Genomic DNA, 26,516 nt, shown 5'->3' on the forward strand with positions numbered 1-26,516 from the left:
CGGCGCGGAACAAATTCCGCGCCGCGCTCGTTTTCGGCTGGGGTCAGGCCCGGGGCCTGCGGGCAGCCCGTCGGGCCTCCGCTTTTTTCTCCAGGTTGGAGACCACCAGGGCGCAGGCAGCGTCGCCCGTGATGTTCACCGTGGTGCGGCCCATGTCGAAGATGCGGTCCACGCCGATGACCAGGCCGATGCCTGCCACCGGCAGATTCACGCTCTCCAGCACCATGGTCAGCATCACCACGCCGGAGCCGGGGACACCCGCGGTTCCGATGGAGGCCAGGGTGGCGGTGAGCACAATGGTGATCATTTGGCCCAGGGTCAGGTCCACTCCGTAGCAGGTGGCGATGAACACGGCGCACACGCCCTGGTAGATGGCGGTGCCGTCCATGTTGATGGTGGCGCCCAGGGGCAGGACGAAGCTGGCGATGTCCCGCCGGGCGCCCAGCCGCTCCGTGCACTCCAGGTTCAAAGGCAGGGTGCCCACGGAGGAGGCAGAGGAGAACGCCATGGCCATGGCCGGGAACATCCCCTTGAAGAAGGCCAGCGGACTCACGCCGCCCAGGGCCTTTACCGTGGCAGAGTAGACGATGACGGCGTGGAGGAAGTACCCGATATAGGCGCACAGCAGCACCAGGCCCAGATTGCCCAGGATCTGGGGACCGTTTTCCGCCACCACCGGCAGGATCAGGCAGAACACGCCGATGGGGGAGAGGCGCAGGATGATGTCCATGACCTTCATGCAGACCTCTGTAAGGCTGTCGACCAGCGCCGCTGCGGGCCGTCCCTTCTCTCCGGCGGCCAGGATGCCGAAGCCGAACAGCAGCGCCGCCACGATCACCTGCAGCATGGAGGCGTTGGCAAAGGGGGCGATGATGTTGGAGGGGAAGATGTCCACCAGCGTGTCCATGAAGCTGGCGGTCTCACCGGGCTCAAAGGTGACACCGGTGGGGTCGATGACCGTGAAGAAGCCCTTGAACAGGTTGGCCAGGAACATGGCCAGCACGATGGCCCCGGCAGTGGTGCAGGTATAATACACCAGCGTTTTGACGCCGATGGAACCCACCTTGCGGATATCGCTCATGGAGATGATGCCGGAGAGAATGGAGAAAAAGACGATGGGCACCACCACGAACTTCAGCAGGTTCAGGAAAATGGTGCCGAAGGGCTTGATATAGCTGACGGCAAAGGTGGGATTTCCCGTGAAGGCCATGCCGACCGCGATGCCTAGCCCCAGCGCCAGAAAGATTTGGAGGGAGAGAGGAATTTTTTTCTGCTTCATATACGCGCTCCTTTGCTTGGTGAACTGTTGTGCAGGGCCATTCGGCGGAAAGACCGCCCGAAATGGCCGAAAACTAATCTAGTATATCAAAAAAACTGGGACAGCACAACCCTCTTTTGCAACAGAGTGCCCATTTCCGCTGCTTAGAAACCTGATTTCAATTTCTGTTTATTTTGTCAGGAAGGCGGAGGGTATAGATACGATCCCGGCATGGATGGCAGAGATGGAGAAGAGAACCTGGCATCTCCACTGGGCGGCGTGGGAAAAGCGGCGGATCCGGGCTCGAACATTGACGGCCTGTAAAAGAGTCCCCCGGACAGAAAACGACCTCTCCCGATCCGGAGAGGCCGTTTGTTCAGTCATGGGCGTGAGGCAGGTTCCAGCGGAAGTGGGCGGAGAGGATGCGGACGGCGACCACAAGCGCACTGCCGCAGAGCATGGCGGCCATCTCTCCCGCCAGGGGCCAGAGGACCACGCAGGCCAGCGCCCCGGCCAGGGAGGCGGAGGCATAGACATGCTTGACGAAAATGTAGGGCGTGTCCCCGGCCAGCACGTCCCGCAGCACGCCGCCGCCCACGCCGGTAACCACGCCCACAAACACCAGCAGGAACAGGGTGGGGCGGGCCGCGTGTTCATAGGCAATGCGGATGCCCGCCACAGTGAAAATGCCAAGGCCCGCGGAGTCCATAATCAGCAGCACCAAGTCGTAGAGCCGCTGGTCCCACATGAGGAGCCGCCGGATGCGGGGCAGAAACAGCACCAGGGAGGTCAGCAGGGCCACCACGGCGTAGATGGGATCCTGGAAGGTGCCCGGCGGCGTGATGCCCAAGAGCAGGTCCCGGATGACGCCGCCGCCCACCGCGGTGGTGAGGCCCAGAATGCAGACGCCGAAAACGTCCATGTTCTTTTTCAGGCCGGTGATGGCGCCGGAGGCGGCAAAAGCGAGCGTCCCAACCAGCTCCAGGATCAGAAACAGCTGTTCCATGGCCGTCACCGGGCGTCCTGCCGGACCATCTCCATAAAGGCGGAGGCCGCGGCGGTGGGCGTCACGTCCCGCAGGGTGCACATGTCCACGCTGCGGGCAGGAATGGTGAAGTCGGTTTTCAGCAGGCGGATGTCCCCGCTGTCCAGGGCCTTCTGCACAAACTCCAGCGTCACACCGGCCACCCCCAGGCCGATCCGGGCCAGGGATACCAGAAGGCTCCGGGAGGAGAGCTCGATTTCCGGCGTCAGGGTGATGCCGCTTTGCAGAAAGTACTGCTCCAGAAACACCCGGCTGCTGGCCTTGCGCTCCAGCAGGATCAGGGGGAACTCCGCGATCTCCTGCCGGGTATACACGTGGTCGAAGTCACAGTCGTAGCCGCTGCCCGCCACAAAGACGGAGTGGGTGGCGAAGCAGGACCAGGTATGCAGCGCGGCGGGGTCCGTGGGGGAGGAGGCGAAGGCGATGTCCACAGCGCCGGATTTCAGCATGCTCAGCACCTTGGCGCTGCGGCCGCTGACAATCTTCAGCCGGATGCCCGGGTGCTGGCGGTGGAAGGCCTCCAAATATGGCGTCAGGAAAAAGCTGGTGACAGTGTCGCTGGCGCCGATGGTCAAGGTGCCCAGCAACAGCTGCTGGGCCTGGGACAGCTTGTCCTCCCCTGTGGCCAGCAGGCCCAGGGCGCTGCGGACATACTGGTAGAGCATCTGCCCCTCCCAGGTGAGGGAGACGCCCCGGGGACTGCGGGCGAACAGGCGGGCCTGGAGCGCCGTCTCCAGCTGCTTGATAGACTGGCTCACCGCCGACTGGGAGATGTAGAGGTTTTTTGCCGCCAGGGAGATGTTGCCCGTCTCCGCCACCTCTTTGAACACTCGGTACAGCTCCAGCTTGACCGCCATGGATCATCCCTCCAGCAATCAGAATTTCTTATAGTGTCCGGAATCATTATAAGGGATGACTGGAGGAAACGCAACGGCGGCGGAAAAATTTTCGGTTTTTCTTTGCAAGCGGGACGGTTTTTGGTATACTAACACATTAGATTGTAAAGACGGGAGGCGCGCTATGCTGTATCACATTCTGGCAGTGGGCGACGTGGTGATGGAGCCCGGCCTCCGCCATCTGGAGCGGCACCTGCGTCCCCTCCAGAAGTGGAAGGCCATCGACTTCACGGTGGTGAACGGCGAGAATGCCGCCGGAGTGGGGCTGACCCGCGACCAGGCGGAGCGGATCTACGACGCCGGTGCCGACGTGGTGACCTTGGGGAACCACGCCTTCGGCAAGAGCCAGATTGCGGATTTCCTGGAGGACGCGCCCTGGCTGCTGCGGCCCGCCAACTACACCGGCCGGGCCCCGGGCCGGGGCTGCGGTGTTTACGACCTGGGCGGCGTCCGGATCCGGGTGCTGAACCTGATCGGCCGGTGCGACCTGGCCTGGGGGGCGGACAACCCCTTCACGGCGGCGGACCGGCTGCTGGAGAGAGACGCGGCGGACTTCACCCTGGTGGACTTCCACGCGGAGGCAACCAGTGAGAAGCTGGCCATGGGCTACTATCTGGACGGGCGGGTGTCCGCCCTGTGGGGGACCCATACCCACGTGCCCACCGCTGACGAGCGGGTGTGTCCCAGGGGCACGGGCTATATTACGGATTTGGGAATGACCGGGTCCATCGAGTCGGTGCTGGGCATCGACCCCCGGCAGTCCGTGGAGGGATTCCTGGGCGGCCTGCCGGGCCGCTACCGGGCGCCGGAGGGACCCGCCAAGCTCCAGGGGGCCATCTTCACGCTGGACAGCGCCACCGGACTGTGCACCGCCGTGGAGCGGATTGACGTACGGTGACCGGGACGATTTCAAACCGGCTGGTTAAAATTTCAGATAGAGAGGAACGAACCATCATGTCCATTGAAAAAGTCAGAGCATATTTCAAGCCCCTCGGCATCGAAGAGCGAATCCGGGAGTTCGATGTTTCCTCCGCCACGGTGGAGCTGGCGGCGGTGGCCGTGGGTGTGGAGGGCGCCCGCATTGCCAAGAGCCTTAGCTTCAAGGTGGAGGACAAGCCCATCATCATTGTGGTGGCGGGGGACGCCAAGGTGGACAACAGCCGCTACAAGGCCCAGTTCCACACCAAGGCCAAAATGCTGACCCATGAGGAGGCCCACGAGCTGATCGGCCACGACGTGGGCGGCGTGTGCCCCTTTGCCCTGCCGGAGGATGTGAAGGTGTACCTGGATGTGTCCATGAAGCGGTTCGAGACGGTGTTCCCCGCCGCAGGCAGCAGCAACAGCGCCGTGGAGATGACCTGCGACGAGCTGGAGCGGTACGCCTCCAACTTTGCCGCGTGGGTGGATGTGTGCAAGGGCTGGCGGCCCGAGGAGCAGGGATGATCCGGTTTCTGCACGGCGCGGACTTCCACCTGGACAGCGCCTTCGGCGCCCTGCCGCCCGGACAGGCGGCGGCCCGCCGCCGGGAGAGCCGGGAGCTGGCTCTCCGTCTGGCGGACTACGTGAAGGAACACGGCATCGATCTGGTGCTGCTGGCGGGGGATCTGTTCGACAGCGCCAGCCCCTTCCGGGAGACGGGGGAACAGCTGGCCGCCGCTCTGGGACAGATGCGGACCAGGGTGTTCATCTCCCCCGGCAACCACGACTGGTACGGACCCGGCAGTCCCTGGGAGACGGTGGACTGGCCGGAGAATGTGTACGTATTCAAAGAGAACAGGCTCACGGCCGTGGAGGTGCCGGAGCGGAACTTGGTGATCCACGGGGCGGCATTCTCCGGCCCGGAACAGCTGGAGAGCCTGCTGGCGGGTTTCACCGCCCCGGCAGACGGAAAGTGTCACATCGGCCTGCTCCATGGGGAGCTGGACGGGGCGGAGGCGCGGTACGGCCCCATCCGCCGGGAAGAGGCGGCGGCCAGCGGCCTCTGCTATCTGGCACTGGGCCACGTCCACAAGCGGACGGCGCCCCTGACACTGGGGCGGACGGTCTGCGCCTGGCCCGGCTGTCCGGAGGGCCGGGGGTTCGACGAGCTGGGGGAGAAGGGGGTTTACGAGGGGACGATCTCCGACGGCGGAGAGGTCTCCCTGACCTTTGTGCCCTTTGCCCGGCACCGGTATGAGGTTTTAGAGGTGGACGTCACCGGAAAAGAGCCCCGGGCCGCCGTGGAGGCAGCTCTGCCGCCGGAGACGGCCGGGGACCTGTACCGCATCCTCCTCACCGGCGAGACCGGAGAGGGCGGCGCTGGCGCCGCGGCCATCCAGGAGGCGCTGGCGGACCGGTTTTACGCCCTGGAGGTCCGGGACCGCACCCGTATGGCGGAGGACCTGTGGCGGCGGGCGGAGGAGGACTCCCTCCGGGGCCTGTTTCTCCGGGAGCTGCGCCAGCGGCGGAAGCAGGCGGAGACGGAAGCGGAACGGGCGGAGATCGACCTGGCGGCCCGGTTCGGCCTGGCAGCGCTGGACCACCGGGATCTGGGGTGAGCGGAGGAGCGGATGAAATGAATGAGATGAAGAAGATTCTGCTGATCGGCACTGGCGGCACCATCGCCTCGGACGTGACGGACAGCGGCCTTGCGCCGGAGCTGACCACGGAGCAGCTGCTCTCCCATATTCCCGGGATCTCGGACATCTGCGGCGTGGACTGCCTCCAGCTGCTGAACCTGGACAGCACCAACATGACCCCGGCTCACTGGCTGGAGATCGCCGCCTGTATCCGGGAGCACTACGGCTGCTATGACGGCTTTGTCATCACCCACGGCACGGACACCATGGCGTATACGGCGGCGGCCCTGAGCTATCTGATCCAGGGTAGTCCTAAGCCTATTGTGCTGACCGGCGCCCAGAGACCCATCGGATTTGATTCCACGGATTCCAAGACAAATCTGGCGGACGCCTTCCGCTGCGCGGCGGAGGACCTGCCGGGGGTCTCTATCGTGTTCAACAGCCGGGTGATCCTGGGGACCCGGGCCAAGAAGACCCGCTCCAAGAGCTTCCAGGCCTTTTCCAGCATCAATCACCCGGAGCTGGGCGTCCTGCGGGACGGCGTGCTGCTGCGGTACATCCGCCAGGACTGCCGGGAGGCCCCGGTGTTTTACGACCGCCTGGACCCGCGGGTGGCCCTGCTGAAGCTGGTGCCCGGCACCGGGCGGGATGCGGCGGACTTCCTGCTGGAGCGGAACGACGCCCTGATTATCGAGAGCTTCGGCGTGGGCGGCCTGCCGGAGGCGGGCGGCTTTTACGACTGCGTCCGCCGCTGGATGGAGGCGGGGCGGGTCGTCGTTCTCACCACCCAGGTGGAGAATGAGGGCAGCGACCTGGGGGTGTATCACGTGGGCTACCGCCTCAAAAGCGATCTGGGGGTGCTGGAGGCCTACGACATGACCACGGAGGCCGTGGTGGCCAAGCTCATGTGGATCCTGGGGCAGACCCGGCGGCGGGAGGAAGTGGAGCGGCTGTTCTACACACCGGTGGCCCGGGACATCCTCTGGCCCGGCCTGTAAAGACAGAGGGAACCGACGTCCGGAAAAAGGCAGGTTCCCCCACTTGACAAGGAAAAAGGCCCGTGATATATTTATTTTTACTGAAAAAAGCATTGAAAAGGACGCTGTCCGGGACTCGACAGCAGAGAGGGACCGCCGCTGGCTGAAAGCGGACCCCGCCAGAGCCCGGAACACAGCCACCGCCTTGGAGCCGCCCACCGATATGTAGGCTGGGACGGGACCTCCCGTTATAGAGGACACGAGCGGCATCCCTCCGGGGATGCAAGCAGGGTGGAACCGTGGAATACGATTTTGTATCCCACCCCTGATTTTTCAGGGGTGGGATTTTTGTTTTCTGCCCCTTGAACAAAAGGAGGATCAACCATGTCTGAAGAAGTGAAGAACAACGAGTTTACCTTTGAGAATCCGGCGTACCGCCAGACCTACTGGCACACCTGCTCCCACGTGATGGCCCAGGCCGTGAAGCGCCTGTGGCCGGAGGTGAAGCTGGCCATCGGCCCCTCCATCGACGAGGGCTGGTACTACGACCTGGACGCCCCCTTCGCCTTCACGCCGGAGCACCTGGAGAAGATCGAGGCAGAGATGCGGAAGATCTGCAAGGAGAAGCTGAAGCTGGAGCGGTTCGAACTGCCCCGGGAGGAGGCTTTGAAGTTCATGGAGGAGAAGGCAGAGCCCTACAAGGTGGAGCTTATCAACGACCTGCCCGCAGACGCCCATATCTCCTTCTACAAGCAGGGCGAGTTCACGGATCTCTGCGCCGGCCCCCATCTGGACTCCACCGGCCGCATCAAGGGCAACGCCCTCAAGCTCACCGCTTGCAACGCCGCCTACTGGCGGGGTGATTCCAACCGGGAGACCCTCCAGCGGATTTACGGCATCGCCTTCCCGAAGAAGGACGAGCTGGATGCCTACCTCCAGCGGATCGAAGAGGCTAAGAAGCGGGACCACCGGAAGCTGGGCCGGGAGCTGGGCCTGTTCATGCTGCGGGACGAGGGGCCTGGCTTCCCCTTCTTCCTGCCCAAGGGCATGACCTTGAAAAACACCCTGCTGGATTACTGGCGCCAGGTCCACAAGAAGTACGGCTATGTGGAGATCTCCACCCCCATCATCCTCAACCGTCAGCTGTGGGAGCGTTCCGGCCACTGGGACCACTATAAGCAGAACATGTACACCACTGTTATCGACGAAGAGGATTACGCCATCAAGCCCATGAACTGCCCCGGCGGCATGCTGGTCTACGCCAGCGAGCCTCACTCCTACCGGGAGCTGCCCCTGCGGGTGGGCGAGCTGGGCCTGGTACACCGGCACGAGCTGTCCGGTGCGCTCCACGGCCTGTTCCGGGTCCGCTGCTTCACCCAGGACGACGCCCACATCTTCATGACCCCGGACCAGATGAAGGACGTGATCCAGGAGACGGTCCGCCTGTTCGACGAAGTGTACTCCACCTTCGGCCTCAGCTACACCATTGAACTCAGCACCATGCCGGAGGATCACATCGGCACTGTGGAGGAGTGGGAGCATAACCAGGACATCCTGAAAAACGCTATCACCGACATGGGCAAGACCTTCGAGGTCAACGAGGGCGACGGCGCTTTCTATGGCCCCAAGCTGGACTTCCATCTGGCCGATTCCCTGGGCCGCACTTGGCAGTGCGGCACCATCCAGCTGGACAGCCAGCTGCCGGAGCGGTTTGAACTGGAGTACACCGGAGAGGACGGCCAGAAGCACCGCCCCGTCATGGTCCATCGGGTGGTTCTGGGCAGCGTGGAGCGGTTCATCGGCGTCATCACCGAGCACTTTGCCGGCGCGTTCCCGGTGTGGCTGAACCCGGTGCAGGTGAAGGTCCTGCCCATTACAGACCGCGCCCTGGAATACGCCGATCAGATCGCAAAGCAGCTGGATGCCGCCGGCTTCCGGGTGGAGGTGGACGGCCGCAACGAGAAGATCGGCAAGAAGATCCGGGAGGCCACCCTGGAGAAGATCCCCTATATGCTGGTAGTGGGCGACCGGGATATGGAAAACCAGACCGTCTCCGTCCGCCTGCGGACCGGTGAGGATCTGGGCGCCATGTCCGTGGCGGATTTTGCCGCCCGGCTGAAGCAGGACGTGGACACCAAGGCCATCTGGTAAAAATGCGTTCCCCTCACAGCGGCCCGGGGCCGAACCCGGACCGCTGTGTCCGATTCCGCAACGGGCGCTCCCGCATCCGGGCAGCGGAAAGATGGCGGGCATTTTCGGTGGTTCTGCACATTGCCGGGACCGCCCGGACGGTATACAATAAGAAAAAACATCCGGCACTTTTTGCAGAGGAGGCGGCTATGAGTCAGGAGATTCACTATTTGGAGACCGGATCCCAGGACCCTTTTTACAATCTGGCGTTTGAAGAGACGGTACTCCGCAGCCGGCGGTCGGGGGAGTATCTGCTCCTGTGGCAGAACGACAACACCATCGTCATCGGGCAGAACCAGAACGCCGAGGGTGAGATCAACCGGGCCTTTGTGGAGGCCCATCAAATCCATGTGGTGCGCCGCACCACCGGCGGCGGTGCCGTGTACCATGATCTGGGCAACCTGAACTACTCCTTCATCACCGACGTGGGAGACGCGGAGCGGCTGACCATGGAGCGGTTCACCCGTCCCATTGTGGAGGCCTTACAGGGATTGGGCCTGCAGGCGGAGGCCTCCGGCCGCAATGACATCCTGGTGGAGGGGCGGAAGGTGTCCGGCACAGCCCAGCGGCTGCTCCGCGGGCGCTTCCTGTATCATGGGACACTGCTGTTCGACGCCAACCCCGGCATGGTGTCCGGGGCGCTGAATGTGGACCCGGCAAAGTTCGAGTCCAAGAGCGCAAAATCCGTGCGCAGTCGGATCGGCAACATCCGGGAGTTCCTGAAGACGGATATGGATATGCCCGCCTTCTGGAGTTATCTGAAGAAAACATTGGCTGGTAGCGGTCTGGTGGAGGATCACCTGACAGATGAGGAACTGGCTGCTGTGGATGAGCTGAAGCGCACCAAGTACGACACCTGGGAGTGGAACTTCGGCCGTTCCCCCAAGTACAACCTGCGGAACAAGCGCCGCTGGGACGGCGGCACCCTGGAGCCCTGCGTGGAGGTGGACCAGGGGATCATCCGCCAGATCGTGTTCTACGGAGATTTTCTGGCTGTCAGCCCCATGGACGAGGTGACCGGCGCCCTGATGGGCACGCCATTCCGGCGGGAGGACGTGGGGGCGGTGCTGGACCGCTTCCCCCTTCGGGACTATTTCGGAACCATCACCCGGGACCAGGTGCTGGATACAATATTTTATGTGGACTGAGACAGCGTCCGCAGAAGCAAAAAGAGAGACGCGCCCGGCGCGTCTCTCTTTTTGCTTCTGTCAGGCCAGGATTTCCCGCTGGAACGGCTCCAGCAGCAGCCGGACATCCGGCACCCCCTGGAGCTGGCCCGCACCCTTGACGGCGGCATTCCGATATCCCCAGCGGTCATCGTGGGAGAAGGGGAGATGGTATACCACCAGATGCTCCGGCCGGATGGCCTGTTCGATGAAGTGACGGCCCTTCCGAAGAGTCACCCAAGGGAAGTTCAAAAGGGCCAGATCAATGGGGCGGCTGCCGATGAAATCCCGCAGCTGCGGGTCCGCCACGGCGCAGTCTCCGGCGATCAGGACCCGGAAACCGTCATATTCCAGGATACAGCCGTAGTGGGGGACCTCCCGGTACTGTGCACCCTCGTGAGTCAGGCGCATGAAGTCCATGTGCAGCCCCTCCAGGGTGAGATGGCTGCTGGGACCGGCCAGCACCAGCTGGCGGTCAAACTCCTGCTCCGGCAGCACCAGGGCCACCTGCGGATTTCGGGCAATCACCTGCTCTGTCAGGGCGCGGGAGTAATGGTCCGGATGGCAGTGGGTGAAAAAGAGCAGATCCGGGCTGGCGAAGTCCGGATGAGCCTGAAGAATGTTCCAGCGCTCAGGGGTGACAGTGGAGAACCCCACAACCCGACGGTCGTGGAGCGCGTCGGACCAGACCCGCATGGCACCCAGATGCAGGGCGACCCCGGCGTTGACGCTGAGTGTGATTTGGCAATGGGACATGATGTCGCTCCTTGTGTGTACAGGATTTTTACTTGCGGGACAAACGTCTTTCAGAATAAAATTTCAAAATGCCATGATTTGCGTAAGGTTTGCGTAAGAATCGGCGCTTTGCGGTTTTATGGTTGATTATACCATACTTTTTCCGAAAAATCAGCAAAAAGTCCAAAAATAATTTATTTTTCTGTTAAAATTGCCATATTTTTGCTGTTTGTACAAAATTGGCAAAGAGCCACAGAACAAAAATGGGCAAAATGACAAATTTCTGATTGCTGATTGATATTGAATTGGCAAAATGATATACTTGTCTCCGTTAACAGAAATTTAATATGTATTTCTGTGAAACAGGCGGCTTTGCGGCAGTTTATTCATACGGCATGATAGACAGGCAACTATTCATGCGCAGGAGACGTATAAATATTCTGTTAAGACGGGGCGCCACACTAACTGAAGGGATTGATCGAATGAAAACCTACAAGACGATCATGAACGGGCTCACCAAAGTCGAGGAATTCGTGCTCTGTGTGATTACCGTCGTGGTTACAGCGATCACGTTTATCAACGTGCTCTCTCGGTATGTTTTCCACTCCAACTTCGCGTGGTCCGAGGAGCTGGTCATCAACGTGTTCATCCTGATGATCATGCTGGGCTGCGCCCTAGCTACCAGAGACGGCAGCATGATTACGCTGTCCCTGATCTTCGACAATGTGGGCGTCGGGGGTAAAAAGATTCTGACCGTGATTGACACGGTCGTGAACCTGATCTTTTACGCCATCCTGATCTACACCGGCTTTAACAAGGTGTTCGATCAGATCAGCACCGGCAAAGAGACCTTCTCTCTGGGCTGGCCCGAATGGGTGTTTACCATCCTGCTGCCCATCGGCTCCATCTTCCTGGTGCTCCATGCGATCGAGTATCTGGTCGACGTGATGAGCAACAAGGCCGCCTGTGTGAAGCCGGCTGAGACAGAGGGAGGCAAAGAGACTGTATGATTAACTTGATCCTGTTCGGCAGTTTCTTCGTGATGCTGCTGCTGAATATCCCCATTGCCGTCAGCCTGGGTATGTCTTCCATTTTCGCCCTGCTCTTCAGCAGTTCCCCCCTGACGGTCGTCCCTACCAACGTGTACAGCGGCATGGCAAAGTTCCTGCTGCTGGCTATTCCGTTCTTTGTTCTGTCCGGCAACATCATGGCCAAGGCGGGCATCTCCAGCCGTCTGGTGGCGTTTGCTGATGACTGCGTCGGCCATCGGCGCGGCGGCATCGCCATCGTGGCTGTTATCGTGGCCTGCTTCTTCGGCGCCATCTCCGGCTCCGGTCCCGCCACCGTGGCGGCTCTGGGCATTATCCTGATTCCCGCCATGATCAACCGCGGCGGCTTCTCCGCCCCCTTCGCCTCTTCCCTGATGGCCAGCGCCTCCTCCATCGCCATCGTCATTCCGCCCTCCATCGCATTCGTGGTGTACGCCTCCATCACCGGCGTCTCCGTGGGCGATATGTTCATGGGCGGCTGGATTCCCGGCATCATGATGGGCCTGTCCCTGGTGATCATCATCATGATCGAGTGCCGCAAGAAGGGCATCCAGGCATCCAAGGCAAAGTCCTCCTGGGGCCAGCGCTGGAAGTCCTTCCGTGAGGCCTTCTGGGGCTTCCTGATGCCCGTCATCATCATCGGCGGCATCTACGGCGGCGTTTTCACCCCCACCGAGGCGGCTGCCGTCTCCGTGGTATACGGTCTGGTGGTCGGCGTCTTCATCTATCGTGAGGTCAAGATGAAGGATATGATCGATATTCTGGTCGACTCCGGCAAGACCACCGGCGGCATCATGCTGATCATCGGCGCGGCCACCCTGTTCTCCTATGTGTGCACGGTGTTCGGCATTGCGCAGGCGGCCCAGGCTCTGCTGCTGGAGATCTCCGGCAACAAGTACATCTTCCTGCTGATCGTCAACGTGATCTTCCTGATTGCAGGCTGCTTCGTGGACGCCAACTCCGCCATGTACATCTTTATCCCCATCATGTACCCCGTAGCCACCCAGCTGGGCATCGACCCCGTCCACTTCGGCGTGATCGCCACAGTGAACCTGGCTATCGGCCAGGTGACTCCTCCCGTGGGTGTCAACCTGTTCGTCGCCATCGGTGTGTCCGAGAAGCTTCAGGGCCTGCGGGACAAGACCAAGGTCACCATTGTCTCTATGTCCAAGGCTGTGTGGCCCCAGATTGTGGCATGCATTATTGCGCTGCTGCTCATCACCTATGTGCCCTGGTTCTCTACCGTGCTCTTGTTCGGCAAATAAGCATCTCCTGACTTGGCTGTAACCGCGCTTTGCGGTTTCAGATAATACCTGCTACAACTATTTTAAGGAGGCAAAACAATGAAAAAGTTTCTTGCACTGCTCCTGGCGCTCACCATGGCTCTGGCCCTGGTGGCCTGCGGCGGTGGCGATGACGCTGCCAGCGATACCACTGCCGACAGCGGCGATGATGCTGCCGCTTCCACTGGCGAGTTCGAGGAAATGACCTGGAAGTTCGCCTGCTCCGCCACGGAGACCTCTCCCTGGGTGGACGGCGCCAAGGAGTTCGCCCGGATCGTGGGCGAGAAGACCGGCGGTGCCATCACCGTTCAGTACTATCCCGCTGACCAGCTGACCGCCGGCAACCAGACCGACGGCATCCAGGCCCTGATGGACGGTACCACCGAGTTGTCCATGCACTCCAACCTGATCTGGTCCTCCTTCGACCAGCGGTTCAACGTGGTCTCCCTGCCCTTCCTGTTCAGCAGCACGGAAGAGGCTGACGCGGCCCTGGACGGCGCCGGCGGCGAGGCTCTGGGCGAGATTCTGGAGAGCACCTACAACGTGCACCTGCTGGGCATTGCGGAGAACGGCTTCCGCCACATCACCAACAGCAAGCACGCCATCGCCAGCAAGGCTGACATGAACGGCCTGAAGATGCGTGTCGCGGGTTCCCAGCTGCTGAACCGCTCCTATGAGCTGTGGGGCGCCGACTACACCAACGCCAACTGGTCCGAGGTGTTCACCGCTCTGCAGACCGGCACCTACGACGGCCAGGAGAACCCCCTGCCCACCGCTGATGCCGCTTCCATCCAGGAGGTCCAGAGCTATCTGACCTATTGGACCGGCGCTTATGACTGCCTGTTCTTCTGCATGAACGCTGAGCTGTACAACTCCCTGTCTCCCGAGCTGCAGGCCATCGTTGACGAGGCCGGCCAGGCTGCCTGCGAGTACGAGCGTGAGCTGAACCGCAGCCAGGATCAGGAGATCATGGACAAGTGGGCCGAGGCTGGCGTTGAGATCACCGAGCTGACTCCCGAGGCTGCTGCTGAGTTCGCTGAGGCTTCTGCCCCCGTGTACGACGAGTTCGCCGACGAGCTGACCCCCGAGCTGATCGAGGCTTTCACCAGCGTCACTCAGGCTGATGCTGGCACCACTGAGCCCGCCGCCTAATTGAAGAGGCAGCCTGCGTTTCCGTATAAACAACGGTTAAGGTTTCGTAAGTTGCGTTAGCTGAGAGGACGTGGCTGCAGGAAACTGTTGCCACGTCTTTTCAGAGAACATAGGTGAAAATTTTGACGATTTCACCGCCCAGCGCATCTGTCCCAGCAAATTTCAAAGAGTGCCGACAGGAGAGTCGGCAGAAGGGAGTTTTTCCTATGGCAGCAACAAAGGCAGCAAAATACACCAAGGAACTGGCGGAGCACTTTTATGAGACCATGTGCACCATCCGCAAGTTTGAGGAGAGCGTGAAGCACGACTTCCTGAATGGTGAGATTCCCGGCTTCGTGCACCTGTACATCGGTGAGGAGGCCATCGCCACTGGTGTGTGCTCCGCTCTGCGGAAGGACGATATGATCGAGTCCACTCACCGCGGCCACGGCCACTGTGTGGCCAAGGGCGCGGATGTGAACCGCATGATGGCTGAGATCTTCGGCAAGAAGACCGGCCTGTGCCAGGGCCGCGGCGGCTCCATGCACATTGCCGACTTCTCTGTGGGTATGCTGGGCGCCAACGGCGTCGTGGGCGGCGGCTACAACCTGGCCACCGGCGCTGCCCTGGCCAGCAAGATGATCCTGAAGAACGACCGGGTTTCCGTGGTGTTCTTCGGTGACGGTGCCTCCAACCGCGGCACTTTCCACGAGGCCATGAACGTCGCTTCCGCCTGGAAGCTGCCCGTGATCTTCGTCAACGAGATGAACTGCTGGGCTTCCACCACGCCTTACCGCACCACCTGCAATGTGGAGAACATCTCCGACCGCGCGGCGGGTTATCATGTGCCCGGTGTGATCGTGGACGGCCAGGATGTCTTTGCTGTGTATGAGGCCGCCAAGGAGGCTGTTGCCCGTGCCCGTGCCGGCGAAGGCCCCACGTTCATCGAGGCCAAGACCTACCGCATTGAGGGCCACTTCGTGGGCGACCCTGAACTGTATCGTGACCACGCCGAGACCCAGAAGATCTATCACGACACCGATCCTCTGAAGATGTTCCGCGCCAAGGCCGCTAAGCTGAAGCTGATGACCGCCGAGGAGTGCGACGCCATCGATGCCAAGTGTGAGCAGAAGATCAAAGACGCCAAGGAGTACGCTATGCAGAGCGAGTACGCCGATGCGTCCGAGTACATGAAGTACGTCTACGTGGATGACTAAGGCGAAGGAGGACAAATACGATGCGTAAGATCACTTTTTCTCAGGCCACTCAAGAGGCCATGGCCGAGACGATGGCGAAAGACCCCACTGTATTCGCAATGGGCGAGGACCTGGCCCGTCAGGGCGGTATCTTCGGTCAGTTCAAGGGCCTGCCCCAGCAGTTCCCCGGCCGGATCATTGATACCCCCATTTCCGAGACCTTTATCATCGGCGGCGGCGTAGGCGCGGCTCTGGCCGGCGCCCGTCCCGTGGTGGACATGCACTTCGCCGACTTCATCGGCGTGCCCATGGACGAGATCTTCAACCAGATGGCAAAGGTCCGCTACATGTTCGGCGGCCAGGCCAAGGTGCCCCTGGTCCTGCGTGCGCCCGACGGTTCTGCCGGCGGCGGCGCTGCACAGCATTCCCAGTGCGTGGAGTCCTGGTTCGCCCACATCCCCGGCATCAAGGTTGTGGCGCCCTCCAATCCCTATGACGCCAAGATGGTGCTGAAGGCCGCCATCGAGTGTGACGACCCCGTGCTGTACTTCGAGAACAAGATCCTGTACAAGGAGAAAGGCGAAGTGCCCGAGATCGGCGAGGAGGAGCCTTACACCCTGGGCAAGGCCCGCGTGGAGCGTGAGGGGAAGGATGTGACCATCGTGTCCTACTCCATCGGCATGAAGAATGCCCGCGGCGCTGCGGACCTGCTGGCCAAGGAGGGCATTGAGGCCGAAGTCATCGACCTGATCACCCTGTCTCCCTGGGATAAGGAGACCGTGCTGAACAGTGTGAAGAAGACCCACCGCCTCTGCATCGTCCACGAGGCTGTCAAGCAGGGCGGCTTCGGCGCGGAGATCTCCGCCACCGTCGCGGAGGAGGCCATGGAGTATCTGGATGCCCCCATCCTGCGGTACGGCGCTCCCTTCTGCCCGATCCCCTTCGCTCCCACCCTGGAGAAGATGGTGAAAGTGGTTCCGGAGGACCTGGTAAAGGGCATCAAGGGCATGTTTTAATGCCTGTTGAAAAGGAGATTTTCAAGTATGGCAACTGAAGTATTGATGCCCAAGCTCGGCCTGACGATGACCGAGGGCACCATTGAAGAGTGGAAATATAAAGAGGGCGACGCTGTCAAGAAGGGGGACATCCTGTTCTCCGTAGCGACGGATAAGCTGACCAACGACGTGGAGTGCGAAGAGGACGGCACCCTGCTGAAGATCCTGCTGCCGGAGGGCGAGACCGCCCCCTGCAAGAGCGTGATCGCCTGGATCGGCCAGCCCGGCGAGGCGATTCCGGATGCCTCCGGTGCCGCCGCGCCCGCCGCGGCCGCGCCTGCTGCTCCTGCCGCTGCGCCGTCCGCAGCCTCTGCCGCGGCTCCTGCCGCCGCCCCCACGGCCCATGCGGACCGTCCCGCCGGTGCCTACGTGCTGGCGACTCCCTACGCCAAGAAGCTGGCGAAGGAAAAGGGCTATGACCTCTCCCAGATCCCCGGCACCGGCCCCAACGGGACCGTGGTGGCCAAGGACGTGGAGAACTTTGTGGCCGGTCCCAAGACCAGCCCCATGGCTGCCAAGCTGGCTGCCGAGCTGGGCGTGGACGTCAGCAAGCTGGACGTCCAGGGCCGCGTGATGAAGGCGGACGTGCTGGCCGCCGCCGGTGTGGGTGCAGCCGCAGCTCCCGCCGCTGAGGCCGCTGCCGCTGTTGAGAGCAACGACGAGAAGCCTGTGAAGGTGAATCCGCTGCGCCGCAGCATCGCTGCCAACATGACCAACTCCTGGCACACCTCTCCGCGGGTCACCTACACCCGTCCGGTGGAGGTCACGGCTATGAAGGACCTGCGGGCCAAGCTGAAGGACGGCCTGAAGGAGCAGGGGATCAAGCTGACCTACAACCACATCCTGATGAAGGTGGTTGCCAAGGCCCTGACCGAGTTCCCCGACGTGAACGCCAGCTTCGCGGACAATATGCTGACCCGCCACAAGCACGTGAACATGGGCCTGGCGGTCGCCAAGGGCGATGGCCTGATCGTGCCCAATGTGAAGAACTGCGAGGAGAAGTCCCTGGCACAGATCGCCCAGGAGACGGAGGCTCTGATCGAGGCCACCCGCACCGGCAAGCTGGGCATGGAGGACATGACCGGCGGCACCTTCACCATCTCCAGCCTCGGGCCCTATGGCATCACCAGCTTCTCTCCCATCATCAACCAGCCTGAGCTGGCGATTCTGGGCGTGTGCGACATGGTGGATACCCCTGTGGTGCGCAACGGCGAGATCGTGATCCGGACCATGATGAACCTGAGCCTGACTGCCGACCACCGCGTGATCGACGGCGTGATGGCCTCCAAGTTCCTCAAGCGGATCGCGGAGCTGCTGGAGAACCCCTACATGCTCCTGGTGTGAGATCAAACAACCCATTCAAGGGAACCCGGCCTGTGCCGGGTTCCCTTTGAGGGGTCATTGTCCAAAATTTGACGATCCAAACAACTCAAAGGCCGAATTAGAGGCGGTTTTTGGGTAAGTTCATGAAAGAAGGACAGAAATTATGGCAACTGAAGTTCTGATGCCCAAGCTGGGTCTGACGATGACCGAGGGCACCATTGAAGAGTGGAAGTTCAAAGAGGGAGACACCGTCAAGAAGGGGGACATCCTGTTCTCCGTGGCGACCGATAAGCTGACCAACGACGTGGAGGCCGAGGAGGACGGCACCCTGCTGAAGATCCTGCTGCCGGAGGGCGAGACCGCCCCCTGCAAGAGCGTGATCGCCTGGATCGGCGCCGCCGGAGAGGCGGTTCCCGATGCTGCCGGCGCCGCGGCTCCCGCCGCACCCGCTCCCGCCGCTCCTGCTGCACCTGCCCCGGCTGCAGCCCCCGCCGCAGCTGGCCAGAAGACCGTTATCGTCGTGGGCGGCGGCCCCGGCGGCTATGTGGCTGCCATCCGGGCGGCCCAGCTGGGCGCCAAGGTGACCCTGGTGGAGCGCGAGCACATCGGCGGCACCTGCCTGAACATCGGCTGCATCCCCACCAAGTGCTTGCTGCACAGCGCGGAGCTGGTGTCCGAGATCAAGGAACAGGGTGCTGACATCGGCGTGAAGGTCTCCGGTGTGGAAGTGGATTTCCCCCAGGTGATCGCCCACAAGAACGCCATCAGCAAGCAGCTGACCCAGGGTGTTGCCGGTCTGCTGAAGCAGAACAAGGTCGCCCGCGTGGACGGCGAGGCCAGCTTCACCGGCCCCAAGACCCTCTCTGTGAAGAAGTCCGACGGCTCCGTGGAGGAGATGACCGCCGACGCCATCATCGTGGCCACCGGCTCCGTCAACGCCCAGCCGCCCATCCCCGGGCTGAAGGAGAATCCCAACTGCATCGACTCCACCGGTGCGCTGAGCCTGGAGAAGCTGCCCAAGAGCATGGTGGTCATCGGCGGCGGCGTCATCGGCCTGGAGCTGGCCTGCGCCTACGCGGCCTTCGGCACCAAGATCACCGTGGTGGAGGCACTGGACCACATGCTGCCCATGCTGGACGGCGACCTGACTGCCATCGGCGTGAAGCACATGAAGAAGATGGGCATGGAGTTCAACCTGGAGTGCCCGGTGCAGGCCGTGGAGGCCTCTCCCGTGGGCGCCAAGGTGGTCTGCAAGAACAAGGCCGGCGAGACCGTCAGCTTTGAGGCGGAGAAGGTGCTGGTGGCCATCGGCCGGAAGGCCAATACCGCCAGCCTGAACCTGGAGGCTGCCGGCCTTGCCAACGACCGGGGCCGGATCATCGTCAACGACAAGATGGAGACCAGCGTGCCCGGCGTGTACGCCATCGGCGACTGTGTCTTCGGCAAGGCCCAGCTGGCCCACACCGCCAGCGCCATGGGCGAAGTGGCTGCGGAGAACATCATGGGGATCCCTGCCGTGTATGACGAAAAGACCAACCCCACCTGTGTGTATATGGAGCCGGAGGCTGCCTCTGTCGGTCTGACCGAGGAGCAGTGCAAGGCCAAGGGCATCGACTACAAGGTGGGCAAGTTCCCGCTGGTGGCCAACGGCAAGTCCCTCATCATCAATGGCGGCGAGGGTCTGGTGAAGATCATCGCTGACGCCAAGTACGAGGAAGTGCTGGGTATGCACATCATCGGGCCCCGGGCTACGGACCTGATTGCCGAGGGTGCTCTGGCTCTGCGGCTGGAGGCCACCGTGGATGAGCTGATCTCCACGATCCACTCTCATCCCACGGTTTCCGAGTCCGTGCGGGAGTGCGCTCTGAACGTCCAGAAGCGCGCCATCCACATCAAGAACTGATTGCGTTTCCCGATGACAAGGGCCGCCGCTATCAAGTGGCGGCCCTTGTTGCTGCGTGAAGAACGGTATGGTGCCTAAATGGCGCGGCAAAACTCCAGTGTGCAGTCCAGGAGGATATAAATGCGGGAAGCCCCCGTATACCTCCAGATTTGCCTGACAGCGTAACAGGAATACAGCGTGTGGAGCTGCAGGGGGTACTGTACCGGTCGGGAAAGACGGGGCGTTTCATTTTCTCCTTTGCTTGTCCACGCCGATCTTTTATGAGAAATGCCGATCAGGAGATGCACGCTGAACGCTGAAGCATGGGATGAGGCGGGGGGATTCAACTGTCATGTTCACGCTTTTCTGGCATATACCTGCCTGTCGTTATGGTTATATCATAAATAGAGTGAAGATATTGCGCATGTTTTGCATCTGATACATTTCACCATGGAGAAACGGGAGGAACGGCCTTGAAGAAGCGGAGAAATCCCGCTATAATGGGGTGGCATGAACGGACAAGGAGGGCAGGAGACCATGGCGGTGACCGGACGGTTTGCGCCGTCGCCAAGCGGGCGCATCCATTTGGGGAATATTTTGTGCTGCCTGCTGGCTTGGCTCAGCGCCCGGCAGAAGGGCGGGAGAGTGATCCTGCGGATCGAGGATCTGGATATCGCGCGATGTCCGCGGCGCTATGGGGAGCAGATGTGCCGGGACATCCAGTGGCTGGGACTGGACTGGGACGAGGGACCTGTCATCGGCGGCCCCAGCGGCCCCTATGAGCAGAGCCGGAGGACGGCGCTGTATCAGGCTGCTCTGAGGCGACTGGAGGCCCAGGGGCTGGTCTACCCCTGCTTCTGTACCCGGGCGGAGCTCCATGCCGCCAGTGCTCCCCACCGGGAGGATGGACAGGTGGTCTACCCGGGGACCTGCCGCGGTCTGACCGCGGAGCAGGCGGCAGAGCGGGCCCGGCGCACAGGCCGCGCCCCCGCCCTGCGGCTGTGGGTGCCGGAGGAGGAGATCACTTTCACCGACGGCCACATGGGGGAGTACAGGGAGTGGCTGCCTGCGGACTGCGGGGATTTTCTGCTGCGGCGGTCGGACGGCATATTTGCCTATCAACTGGCGGTGGTGGTGGATGACGCGGCCATGGGCGTCACAGAAGTAGTGCGGGGGGCGGACCTGCTGGCGTCCACCCCCAGACAGCTGCTGCTGTATCGGCTGCTGGGACTGGAGGCACCGGCGTTTTACCATTTCCCGCTGCTTCTGGGAAGCGATGGACAGCGGCTCAGCAAGCGGAACGCGGATGCAGGGCTGGACACGCTGGGAGAGCGGTATACGGCACCGGAAATCCTGGGAAAGCTGGCATATCTCGCAGGCTTCAACCCCTCGGCAGAACCCAGAAGCGGGGAGAGCCTGCTGGAGGACTTTGCCTGGGAGAAGGTCCCCAGAGCGGATATCCGCATTCCGGAGGGACTGTTTTGAAAAGGAAGCGGCACAGGCTGACAGCCTGTGCCGCTTCTTTAGTTGCTTTGTCCCGAAAGGGCGTCTGGAATCTCCACTTCTGCCATCAGCTCCCGGCTGATGATGGTGAGCATCTCCTCCAGCTTGGCGCACTCCGCCGGGGTAAACCGCTGCGTGATGCGGTTCATGACGGCGGTCATGTAGGCCGTGCTGATGTTGTAGTAGTCGATATACTTCTGAGTGATCTCCAGATGGTATTCCCGCCGGTCGTCGGAAGACTGGACCTTGCGGATGTAGCCTTTCTTGATGAGGCTGTTGACCTTGTATGCCGCGTTGGGAGGGGAGATCCGCATGAAGGTGGCAAATTCATTCACCGTGGGACTGCCCAGAGCCTGAATGGCCTCCATGCAGAAGGTCTCCACCGTCGTCAGACTGGCCTCACGATCCTGAAAGCGGCTGAAGATCTCCTGGTAAAAGTGCAGCTTGAACTTGGTGTACACGTTAAAAAAAGCGTCTTTCAGCATGGCTGCAAGCCCTCTTTCCCGCGCCTTGCCCGCATGGCGGGAAAGCGTCGGCTGTCATTCCGCACCGATGGCGAAGGTCAGTTCCGCCGTACAGGCCAGTTCGCCGTTGACCGTGGCCTTGCACTCGCCGATGCCCACCGGCCCGCGGCGCTTGGTGAGAACGCACTCCATTTCCAGCACGTCGCCGGGGGTCACCTTCCGGCGGAAGCGGGCGTTTTTCACGCCGCCGAACAGGGCGATCTTGCCCTGGTTCTCCGGCAGGGAGAGGATGGCCACGGCGCCCACCTGGGCCATGGCCTCCAAGATCAGCACACCGGGCATGACGTGCTCCTGGGGGAAGTGGCCGCAGAAGAACTGCTCATTGACGCTGACGCACTTGCGGCCCTTGGCCCACTGGCCGGGCTCGTAATCGGTGATCCGGTCCACCAGAGCAAAGGGGAACCGGTGGGGTAGGATCTGCGCGATCTGGTTGGAATTCAATTCGTTTGCCATGGTCTCACGCCTCCCATCGTTTGAACAGCAGGCTGCCGTTGTGGCCGCCGAATCCCAGAGAGTTGGACATGGCGTAGCGCACATCGGCGCTGCGGCCGTGACCCGGCACCACGTCCAGGTCGCAGGCGGGATCCGGCACCTGATAGTTGATGGTGGCGGGAAGATAGCCGTCATGCAGCGCCATGGCGCAGAACATGGCCTCCACAGCACCGGCGGCGCCCAGCATGTGGCCGGTCATGGACTTGGTGGAGCTGATGGCCAGCTTGTAGGCGTGGTCACCGAACACAGTCTTGACGGCGGCCGTCTCGCCGGCGTCGTTCAGGGGGGTGGAGGTGCCGTGGGCGTTGATATAGTCCACATCCTCCGGCTTGGCGCCGCCGTCTGCAAGGGCCATCTCCATGGCCTTGGCGGCCCCGCTGCCGTCGGGCCGGGGAGCGGTCATGTGATAGGCGTCGCAGGTGGCGCCGTAGCCCACGACCTCCGCAAGGATTCGGGCGCCCCGGGCCTTGGCGTGCTCCAGCTCCTCCAGCAGGAGGATGGCCGCACCCTCGCCCAGCACGAAGCCGCTGCGCTCCGCGTCAAAGGGGATGGAAGCCCGCTTGGGATCGGGATTCTGGGTCAGGGCCTTCATGGAGGTGAAGGCGCCGATGGCCAGAGGTGTCACAGCGGACTCCGTGCCGCCGCAGAGCATCACATCAGCATAACCGTCCCGGATATAGTGGAAGGCATCGCCTACGGCATTGGTGCCGCCGGTACAGGCGGTCACCGGACAGGAGCACATGCCCCGGAAGCCGGTGTGGATGGCGATCTGGCCGGCGGCCATGTTGCAGATGCCGGTGGGGATATAGAAGGGAGAGACCCGGTCCCAGCCCTTCTCCTTGCCCTTGTCGTGCTCTGCCTCCGTGATGGAGAGGCCGCCGATGCCGCTGGAGACAATGACGCCGCAGCGATCCGCCTCCGCTTCATCCAACGTGAAGCCAGCACCGTCCAGTGCCTCCTTGGCGGAGACGACGGCCATCTGGGTGAAGCGGCCCATCCGCTTGGCCTCTGGCTTGCTCATGTAGTTCTCCGGCACGAAGCCCTTGACCTCCGCGGCCAGATGGACCTTCAGATCGGTGGGATCGAATTGGGTGATGGGAGCGATGCCGCACACACCGTCCTTCACAGCCTGCCAGCTCTCTGCCGCGGTAAGGCCAATGGGGGTCACGGCCCCCAGGCCGGTGATCACGACTCTCCGTCGTTCCATAGTATACCTCCTGTAGATAGAGTTGGGAGCACCCGGAAAAGGTGTTCCAAAAGGCCCCGCAAAAGGAAGGGGGCTGGGGAAATCCATTCGGGGTTCCCCGGTTGATCTGCCAGAGGCAGATCAAGAAATTCCAATCATTTTCGGCAGGGCGCACCCCAGGGCGGCTTCTCTTGCCCCTGCGGGGCAATTCACCTTCTGTACCTGCCGAAAATACTTTGACCCAAGCCGCTGAAAGCGGCGCAGAAGTGCCCTTGGGGTGCAGACTGGTGATGGGGGTTCAGCGGAGCCGGTGGCATACCGGCGGAGCGTCCAAGGGGGACACTGTCCCCCTTGAATGCTTCACATCGCCATGCCCCCGTCGACGGCCAGGACCTGGCCGGTGACATAGGCGGCCTCGTCGCTGGCCAGGAAGGCCACGGCCTTTGCCACATCCTCCGGTGCACCCAGCCGCTGCATAGGGATGGTGGGCATCATGGCGTCCTTGGCGGCCTGGGGCATGGCAGCGGTCATGTCCGTCTCAATGAAGCCGGGGGCCACGGCGTTGACCGTCACGCCCCGGGAGGCCAGCTCCTTGGCCAGGGACTTGGTCATGCCTACCACACCCGCCTTGCTGGCGGCGTAGTTCACCTGGCCGGCGTTGCCCCGGAGGCCCACCACGCTGGAGAGGTTCACGATCCGGCCGTACCGCTGCTTCATCATGATTCGGGACACGGCCTTCATGCACAGGAAGGTGCCTTTCAGGTTGGTGTCGATCACCGCGTCGAAGTCGGCCTCCTTCATCATCATCACAAGGCCGTCCCGGGTGACGCCGGCATTGTTCACCAGAATGTCAATCCGGCCGAATTCCTTCACAGCGGCATCCATCAGGGCCTTCACCTGGGCCTCGTCCGCCACGTTGCACTGCACGGCCAGGGCCTTGGCACCCAGGTCCTCGCAAGCGGTCACGGTCTCCTGGGCAGCTTCCGCCCGGCCGGCGTAGCACAGCACCACATTGGCGCCGCCCCGGGCCAGCTCCTCGCAGATGGCCCGGCCGATGCCCCGGCTGCCGCCGGTGACCACGGCGGTCTTTCCAGCAAAATTCATCATGCCTTCTCCTTTATCAGTTGTTCCAGCGTGTCGGGCAGGTTCTCCACATCCGCTGCGGTCTCCACCGCGCAGACCGGTATGCCGGGAACGGTCTTTTTCACAAAACCGCTGAGGGCTTTGCCCGGGCCGATCTCCACGATGGCGTCCACGCCCATGTCGGCCATCTTCCGGATGGAGTCCTCCATGAACACGCTGCTCTGCACCTGCTTCACCAACAGCTCCTGGATGGGGGTGCTGTCATCCTTCACATCCCCCAGGCAGTTGAAGATCACGGGGATCTGGGGATCCGCAAACGCCACGCCCTGGAAGTATTCCCGCAGGGCATTCCCGGCAGGGGCCATCAGGGGGGTGTGGAAGGGGCCGCTGACCTTCAGGGGCAGGCACCGGCGGGCGCCCTTCTCCTTGGCAATGGCGGCGGCCTTCTCCACAGCGGCCTTCTCACCGCCGATGACCAGCTGGCCGGGACAGTTGTAGTTGGCGATTACCACGCACCCCAGGTCAGAGGCCGCGTCGCAGGCATCCTGCAGGGGGCTGCGGTCCAGATTCAGGACGGCCATCATGGCGCTCTCCCGGCCGGCAGCCGCCTCCTCCATGGCCTTGCCCCGGAAAGCCACCAGACGGATAGCTGTGGCGGCGTCGAACACACCGGCGGCGTGAAGGGCGGAGTACTCACCCAGGGAGAGGCCCGCCGCCACAGCGGGGGTGATGCCCTTCTCCCGCAGCACCGCCGTCATACCGGCGGCAAAGGCCACCATGCAGGGCTGGGTGTAGCGGGTCTGGTTGATGATGCCGTCCGGGTCCTCAAAGGTGACCTTCTTCAGGTCAAAATCCACTTCCGCATGGTCGTAAACAGCCCGGAAAGCGGAAAACGCCTCGTACAGATCGGCGCCCATGCCGGCATGCTGGCTGCCCTGACCGGCGTACAAAAAGCCCAGTTTCATTCTGCGTCGCTCCATTCTGCGGCGGTGGCCTTCGCCCGTGCGATACCGCTCTCATACAGATCACGGAAAATCTCGGCCACGGGCCGGATCTCGTGGAGCATACCAGCCACCTGGCCGCTCATGACGCTACCCATTTCCACATCGCCCTCCAGCACGGCCCGGCGCAGGCCGCCCAGGGTGACCTTCTCCAGCTCCTCCAGAGAGGCGCCGCGCTTCTCCAGGGCCAGATACTCCCGGGCCATCTTGTTCTTCAGGATTCGGACCGGGCCGCCGATGGAGCGGCCGGTGACCACCGTATCACTGTCCTTGGCCTTCAGCACAGCCTGCTTGTAATTGGGGTGGATGGGGCACTCCTCGCTGGCAAGCAAACAGGTGCCCACCTGGATGCCGCAGGCACCCAGGGCAAAGGCCGCAGCCGCCTGACGGCCGTCCGCGATGCCGCCGGCCGCCACCACGGGAACGCTTACCGCATCGATGACCTGGGGCACCAGGGCCATGGTGGTCATCTCGCCCACGTGGCCGCCGGACTCCGTGCCCTCGGCGATGATGGCGTCCACGCCATAGCGATCCAGCCGCTTGGCCAGAACCGCCGCCGCCACTACGGGCATCACCTTGATGCCCTTTTCCTTCCAGGCGGGAATGTACTTGCCGGGATTGCCGGCGCCGGTGGTGACCACTTTCACGCCCTCTTCCAGAATGATCTGGGCGATGTCGTCGGCATAGGGGCTCATCAGCATCAGATTGACGCCGAAGGGCTTGTCCGTCAGCTCCTTGGCCCGGCGGATCTCCTGGCGGAGACGGTCGCCGTCCCAGCCGCCGGTGGCGATCATGCCCAGGGCCCCGGCGTTGGAGCAGGCGGCGGCGAACTCGCCGGTGGCGATGTTGGCCATACCGCCCTGGATAAAGGGGTACTTGGTTCCCAGGATTTCATTGAGCTTTTTCATAAAAATCTCCCATTCGCCGCTGTGCGCGGCCTAAATAAAGCTGAAGTTTTCGCCGGTAACAGGCTTGCGTCCAGA

General features: G+C 62.2%; 24 protein-coding genes. 14 read left to right on the forward strand and 10 right to left on the reverse strand.

The window, feature by feature from the left end:
* Positions 1-43: 43 nt before the first annotated feature.
* From DN611_RS02710 to DN611_RS02720, 3 genes are all read right to left on the reverse strand, one after another.
* Complete coding sequence (locus DN611_RS02710) at positions 44-1,279, reverse strand: dicarboxylate/amino acid:cation symporter (RefSeq protein ID WP_119310585.1); 1,236 nt, start codon at positions 1,277-1,279, stop codon at positions 44-46.
* Positions 1,280-1,634: 355 nt separating this feature from the next.
* Positions 1,635-2,264 carry a trimeric intracellular cation channel family protein gene (locus tag DN611_RS02715; RefSeq protein ID WP_021749698.1) on the reverse strand — a complete coding sequence of 210 codons (630 nt, stop codon included), beginning with the start codon at positions 2,262-2,264 and terminating at the stop codon, positions 1,635-1,637.
* Positions 2,265-2,269: 5 nt separating this feature from the next.
* On the reverse strand, positions 2,270-3,160 hold the full coding sequence (locus DN611_RS02720) for a LysR family transcriptional regulator (protein ID WP_021749699.1): 891 nt from the start codon (positions 3,158-3,160) through the stop codon (positions 2,270-2,272).
* A 163-nt stretch (positions 3,161-3,323) separates the two neighbouring features.
* Between DN611_RS02720 and DN611_RS02725 the strand changes: the two genes are divergently transcribed.
* The 6 genes from DN611_RS02725 to DN611_RS02750 all read left to right on the forward strand — a co-directional run bounded on the left by DN611_RS02725 (position 3,324) and on the right by DN611_RS02750 (position 10,072).
* Entirely contained in the window at positions 3,324-4,097 is a 774-nt protein-coding gene (locus tag DN611_RS02725) for a TIGR00282 family metallophosphoesterase (RefSeq protein ID WP_119310586.1), read from the forward strand.
* Positions 4,098-4,153: 56 nt separating this feature from the next.
* On the forward strand, positions 4,154-4,642 hold the full coding sequence (locus tag DN611_RS02730; RefSeq protein WP_021751773.1) for a YbaK/EbsC family protein: 489 nt from the start codon (positions 4,154-4,156) through the stop codon (positions 4,640-4,642).
* Positions 4,639-5,736 (forward strand): metallophosphoesterase family protein, encoded by a 1,098-nt coding sequence (locus tag DN611_RS02735; protein WP_119310587.1) that lies wholly within the window; start codon positions 4,639-4,641, stop codon positions 5,734-5,736. The genes DN611_RS02730 and DN611_RS02735 overlap by 4 nt, the downstream gene beginning before the upstream one ends.
* Before the next feature lie 17 nt (positions 5,737-5,753).
* Complete coding sequence (locus DN611_RS02740; RefSeq protein ID WP_353733890.1) at positions 5,754-6,755, forward strand: asparaginase; 1,002 nt, start codon at positions 5,754-5,756, stop codon at positions 6,753-6,755.
* Between the two features lie 363 nt (positions 6,756-7,118).
* Positions 7,119-8,885, forward strand: coding sequence for a threonine--tRNA ligase (thrS, locus tag DN611_RS02745; protein ID WP_021749704.1), 1,767 nt, complete (start codon positions 7,119-7,121; stop codon positions 8,883-8,885).
* Between the two features lie 188 nt (positions 8,886-9,073).
* A complete protein-coding gene (locus tag DN611_RS02750) occupies positions 9,074-10,072 on the forward strand; it encodes a lipoate--protein ligase (protein ID WP_051319960.1) in 999 nt (332 codons plus the stop codon).
* Between the two features lie 60 nt (positions 10,073-10,132).
* Here the strand turns inward: DN611_RS02750 and DN611_RS02755 are convergent, their stop codons facing one another.
* Entirely contained in the window at positions 10,133-10,846 is a 714-nt protein-coding gene (locus DN611_RS02755; protein WP_021749706.1) for an MBL fold metallo-hydrolase, read from the reverse strand.
* A gap of 461 nt (positions 10,847-11,307) precedes the next feature.
* Between DN611_RS02755 and DN611_RS02760 the strand changes: the two genes are divergently transcribed.
* The 8 genes from DN611_RS02760 to gluQRS all read left to right on the forward strand — a co-directional run bounded on the left by DN611_RS02760 (position 11,308) and on the right by gluQRS (position 21,229).
* On the forward strand, positions 11,308-11,835 hold the full coding sequence (locus DN611_RS02760) for a TRAP transporter small permease (protein ID WP_036630559.1): 528 nt from the start codon (positions 11,308-11,310) through the stop codon (positions 11,833-11,835).
* Positions 11,832-13,139 (forward strand): TRAP transporter large permease, encoded by a 1,308-nt coding sequence (locus tag DN611_RS02765; RefSeq protein WP_021749709.1) that lies wholly within the window; start codon positions 11,832-11,834, stop codon positions 13,137-13,139. The genes DN611_RS02760 and DN611_RS02765 overlap by 4 nt, the downstream gene beginning before the upstream one ends.
* Before the next feature lie 78 nt (positions 13,140-13,217).
* Positions 13,218-14,309 (forward strand): DctP family TRAP transporter solute-binding subunit, encoded by a 1,092-nt coding sequence (locus DN611_RS02770; RefSeq protein WP_021749710.1) that lies wholly within the window; start codon positions 13,218-13,220, stop codon positions 14,307-14,309.
* A gap of 206 nt (positions 14,310-14,515) precedes the next feature.
* On the forward strand, positions 14,516-15,505 hold the full coding sequence (locus DN611_RS02775) for a thiamine pyrophosphate-dependent dehydrogenase E1 component subunit alpha (RefSeq protein WP_021749711.1): 990 nt from the start codon (positions 14,516-14,518) through the stop codon (positions 15,503-15,505).
* Between the two features lie 20 nt (positions 15,506-15,525).
* Positions 15,526-16,500 carry an alpha-ketoacid dehydrogenase subunit beta gene (locus DN611_RS02780; RefSeq protein WP_021749712.1) on the forward strand — a complete coding sequence of 325 codons (975 nt, stop codon included), beginning with the start codon at positions 15,526-15,528 and terminating at the stop codon, positions 16,498-16,500.
* 27 nt (positions 16,501-16,527) lie between these two features.
* The gene (locus tag DN611_RS02785; RefSeq protein ID WP_119310588.1) at positions 16,528-17,883 is read left to right on the forward strand and encodes a dihydrolipoamide acetyltransferase family protein; all 1,356 of its coding nucleotides are present in this window, start codon (positions 16,528-16,530) and stop codon (positions 17,881-17,883) included.
* A 142-nt stretch (positions 17,884-18,025) separates the two neighbouring features.
* On the forward strand, positions 18,026-19,765 hold the full coding sequence (gene lpdA, locus DN611_RS02790; protein ID WP_119310589.1) for a dihydrolipoyl dehydrogenase: 1,740 nt from the start codon (positions 18,026-18,028) through the stop codon (positions 19,763-19,765).
* Between the two features lie 489 nt (positions 19,766-20,254).
* Positions 20,255-21,229 carry a tRNA glutamyl-Q(34) synthetase GluQRS gene (gene gluQRS, locus DN611_RS02795; protein ID WP_119310590.1) on the forward strand — a complete coding sequence of 325 codons (975 nt, stop codon included), beginning with the start codon at positions 20,255-20,257 and terminating at the stop codon, positions 21,227-21,229.
* Between the two features lie 38 nt (positions 21,230-21,267).
* Here gluQRS and DN611_RS02800 read toward each other — a convergent pair whose 3' ends face one another.
* The 6 genes from DN611_RS02800 to DN611_RS02825 form a co-directional block, all read right to left on the reverse strand.
* Positions 21,268-21,732, reverse strand: a complete 465-nt coding sequence (locus tag DN611_RS02800; protein WP_021751414.1) for a MarR family winged helix-turn-helix transcriptional regulator — start codon at positions 21,730-21,732, stop codon at positions 21,268-21,270.
* 54 nt (positions 21,733-21,786) lie between these two features.
* Positions 21,787-22,224: a 3-hydroxyacyl-ACP dehydratase FabZ gene (gene fabZ / locus DN611_RS02805; protein ID WP_119310591.1), complete on the reverse strand. Its 438-nt coding sequence runs from the start codon at positions 22,222-22,224 to the stop codon at positions 21,787-21,789.
* Positions 22,225-22,228: 4 nt separating this feature from the next.
* The gene (gene fabF, locus DN611_RS02810; protein WP_021751416.1) at positions 22,229-23,470 is read right to left on the reverse strand and encodes a beta-ketoacyl-ACP synthase II; all 1,242 of its coding nucleotides are present in this window, start codon (positions 23,468-23,470) and stop codon (positions 22,229-22,231) included.
* Between the two features lie 339 nt (positions 23,471-23,809).
* Positions 23,810-24,553, reverse strand: coding sequence for a 3-oxoacyl-[acyl-carrier-protein] reductase (gene fabG, locus DN611_RS02815; RefSeq protein WP_036631366.1), 744 nt, complete (start codon positions 24,551-24,553; stop codon positions 23,810-23,812).
* Positions 24,553-25,497 carry an ACP S-malonyltransferase gene (fabD, locus tag DN611_RS02820; protein WP_119310592.1) on the reverse strand — a complete coding sequence of 315 codons (945 nt, stop codon included), beginning with the start codon at positions 25,495-25,497 and terminating at the stop codon, positions 24,553-24,555. Before fabD ends, fabG begins: the two co-directional genes overlap by 1 nt.
* Positions 25,494-26,441: a DUF561 domain-containing protein gene (locus DN611_RS02825; RefSeq protein WP_119310593.1), complete on the reverse strand. Its 948-nt coding sequence runs from the start codon at positions 26,439-26,441 to the stop codon at positions 25,494-25,496. Before DN611_RS02825 ends, fabD begins: the two co-directional genes overlap by 4 nt.
* Positions 26,442-26,516: the final 75 nt, after the last annotated feature.

Source organism: Oscillibacter sp. PEA192 (genome assembly GCF_003574015.1).
Taxonomy (GTDB): Bacteria; Bacillota; Clostridia; order Oscillospirales; family Oscillospiraceae; genus Oscillibacter; species Oscillibacter welbionis.